Raw genomic sequence first — 3,375 nt, 5'->3', positions numbered from 1 at the left:
CAGTGTATGGTTTTTCTCCACGGATACGTTTTGATTTAACCGTAAACGAATTTACCCGTAACGCATCAGTAAAAGGCGAGCAGGAAATTTGGGGGGCACAATTCTGGAGGCCGTATTGCCATGTAGATGATTTGGCAAGAGCAGTAGTTTTAGTAATTGAAAGCGAAGAGAAAAAAGTAAAATCAAATGTGTTTAATGTAGGCACTACCGAAGAGAATTACAACAAAGGAATGATAATTGAAGAAGTTTGTAAAGTGGTACCTAATGTAAAAGTAAATTATGTGGAAATGAATGAAGACCCACGTGATTACAGGGTAAATTTTGATAAAATAAAAAATGAATTAGGTTTTACAATAACCAAAACAGTTCCTGATGGCGTAAAAGAAATTTATACTCTGATGAAAACTGGTATTATTGACGATGCTTACGGGCCAAAATTCAGGAACATTTAAAGGGCTTTAATGCCGCCTCATCTCTGTTTATTTTTAACCCTTTAATTTTATACAATGTCTTTCAGGAGCAGGATAAAAAATATTGCACTAACCCTTCCACGGTTTTTGGGCCAGGGAACAGCATCTTTTCTCATAAAAACCGGATACCTCATCCGGGGTTCAAAAACCTATGTTTCTTCTCAGGGAGAAAAAATGAAAGGGGGGTATTATGACCGGTATAAATTATACAATTTTGTAGCAGCAGATCAAAACCTGGAGAACGCAGAAATTTTGTTTCTGGAATTTGGTGTTTTTCAAGGCGACAGTATCTTTCACTGGTTGACTATTAACAAAAACAAGCAATCATTTTTTTGGGGGTTTGATACTTTTGTTGGGTTACCGGAAGACTGGGGCCGGGATAAGAAAGGATGTTACACAAATAACGGAGAACTTCCATACACAGAAGACATAAGGTGTGGCTTTAAAAAAGGATTATTTTCCGACACATTACCAGGTTTTGATTTATCCCCGTATAAAGGGTTAAAAAAAATTATTCACCTTGATGCAGATTTGTACAGTTCCACATTATTTGTGCTGGCAGAACTGCGTAATAATATTAATAAAGACGATATTATAATTTTGGATGACTATTTCAGTCCGGCAAAAATGGATCATGAATTTAAAGCACTTGAGGATTTTATAAAAGCATACCCGATGCGTTTTGAAACCGTGGCAAAAACAAATTCGCAAATTGTTATTAAGGTTATATAATAGCTGTAAATAAAAAGCACTTATGTTATTACTCAGCGGCCCCAACATGGCGGGCAACGAATTAAAATATGTTACCGAATGCATTACCACCGGCTGGGTTAGCAGCGTAGGTGCTTATGTTGATCAGTTTGAAAAAATGAGTGCAGAATTTGCAGGTGCAAAATATGCAGTGGCTACAAGCAGCGGTACAACTGCATTGCATATTTGTTTGGTGATGATGGGAGTAAACAGCGATGATTATGTAATTACACCCAATATAACTTTTATTGCCACCTGCAACTCAATAAAATATACCGGTGCCAATCCAATTTTTATTGATACCGATGAAGCTACCTGGCAAATGGATTTAAACTTGCTGGAACAATTTTTAACTAACGAAACAGAACAGCGCAATGGCGTTTGCCATTATAAAAAAGATGGAAAAAGAATTCCGGTAATAATGCCGGTGCATGTTTTAGGTAACATGTGCGATATGGATAAGCTGATGGCTTTAGCCAGGCAGCATAACCTGACAGTAATAGAAGACAGCACCGAAGCACTCGGCAGTTATTACAAAGGCAAACACGCCGGAAGTTTTGGGCTACTCGGCACCTTTAGTTACAACGGAAATAAAATTATTACTACCGGCGGCGGTGGTATGATTATTACTGATGATGAAGCGCTGGCGAAAAAAGCAAAGCATTTAACTACCCAGGCAAAAAGTGATGCCTTTGAATATATACATGATGAAATTGGCTACAACTACCGCCTGGTAAACGTTGCAGCGGCAATGGGTGTGGCGCAGATGGAACAGCTGCCCGGGTTTATACAACGCAAATACGAAATAATTGATTTTTATAAAAAAGAATTGGATGGAGTTGGCGATATAAAATTTCAGGAAGTAAGTGCTGATGTAAAACCCAACTGGTGGCTGCCCACAATTTTTACTGCAAAACAAAAAGAAGTGCTAAAAATACTAAATGATAATAAAATGCAGAGCCGTCCGTTTTGGGTGCCCATGAACCAGTTGCGGATGTTTACCGAAAATATTTACTATAATCATACCGACAGATCGAACTTTGTTTACCAGCATTGTTTAAGCATTCCATGCTCAACATATATTACCAACAACGATTTAAAAGCAGTAGCCGCTAAAATAAAAGAATGTTTTTAATTTTTTTGTTACGGCATTTAATCATTGGTCATCATCGTTGTGTCACTCCTTGTACAGCATACCTTTATTGAGCACTGAGCGAAGTTGAAGTGTTATTTAAGCGAAAAAAAACATCATCACTTAATTATGTACTTATTTTTTAAACGTGTTTTCGATATAGTTACAGCAACTATTGCATTACTATTATTATCACCCATACTAATACCCAGCTGTATTATTTTATTATTTACCGGCGAAAGAGAAGTTTTTTACAAACAAAAAAGAGTAGGGTATAAAAATAAATTTTTCGATATATGGAAGTTTGCCACCATGCTTAAAAACAGCCCTAACATTGGCACCGGCGAAATTACTTTACGTAACGACCCCCGTGTTACCGGCTTTGGAAAATTATTACGCATTACAAAAGTGAATGAGCTGCCACAAATTGTAAATGTATTTAAAGGCGACATGAGTATTGTAGGGCCAAGGCCATTGATGGACGTTAGCGTAAAATTATATCCCGAAGAAATTCGCAATAAAATTTACAATTGCAAACCGGGCATGACTGGAATTGGCTCATTAATTTTTCGTGACGAAGAAAAAATGATTTCCGATGCTCCCGATCCAAAAGCAATGTATGCCACCATTTATCCGTACAAAGGGGCGCTGGAAATGTGGTATCAAAAACATGCTTCTCTTTACACCGATATCATGATCATCTTTCTTACAGCCTGGTCAATTATCTTCCCTAAAAATAATTTAGTAAATAAAATCTTTAAGGATTTACCACAACGGGATTTTTAATGCTGTTAATCTTTTTAGCCTTTTTTAAACAAATTAACTTTAGTATTGTAATAATAAGGTAATAACCTTTTTACAATGAATTCATTTACCATAAAAGATTTGGAAAACCTTTCGGGCATAAAAGCCCATACCATTCGTATTTGGGAACAACGCTATGATTTTTTAAATCCGCAGCGAACTGATACCAATATTCGCTATTACTCGAACGGAGAGCTTAAAACATTGCTAAATATTGCA

The 3,375-nt window shown here is 36.6% G+C and carries 5 protein-coding genes; all 5 read left to right on the top strand.

All coding sequences use genetic code 11. The features are described 5' to 3' along the window. The coding region (locus tag ACY65O_RS20695; protein ID WP_462222760.1) for an NAD-dependent epimerase/dehydratase family protein at positions 1-452 on the top strand (452 nt) is incomplete at its 5' end. Positions 453-506: 54 nt separating this feature from the next. Continuing rightward, a complete protein-coding gene (locus ACY65O_RS20690; protein ID WP_462222759.1) occupies positions 507-1,202 on the top strand; it encodes a TylF/MycF/NovP-related O-methyltransferase in 696 nt (231 codons plus the stop codon). 22 nt (positions 1,203-1,224) lie between these two features. Then, a complete protein-coding gene (locus ACY65O_RS20685) occupies positions 1,225-2,355 on the top strand; it encodes a LegC family aminotransferase (RefSeq protein ID WP_462222758.1) in 1,131 nt (376 codons plus the stop codon). Positions 2,356-2,481: 126 nt separating this feature from the next. Beyond that, a complete protein-coding gene (locus tag ACY65O_RS20680) occupies positions 2,482-3,138 on the top strand; it encodes a sugar transferase (RefSeq protein ID WP_462222757.1) in 657 nt (218 codons plus the stop codon). Positions 3,139-3,213: 75 nt separating this feature from the next. Next, a partial coding sequence (locus tag ACY65O_RS20675; RefSeq protein WP_462222761.1) for a MerR family transcriptional regulator occupies positions 3,214-3,375 on the top strand: 162 nt, incomplete at its 3' end.

Origin of the sequence: Ferruginibacter sp. (genome assembly GCF_031430955.1) — a bacterium.
Taxonomy (GTDB): Bacteria; Bacteroidota; Bacteroidia; order Chitinophagales; family Chitinophagaceae; genus Ferruginibacter.
This window is presented reverse-complemented; position numbering and strand designations above follow the sequence as displayed.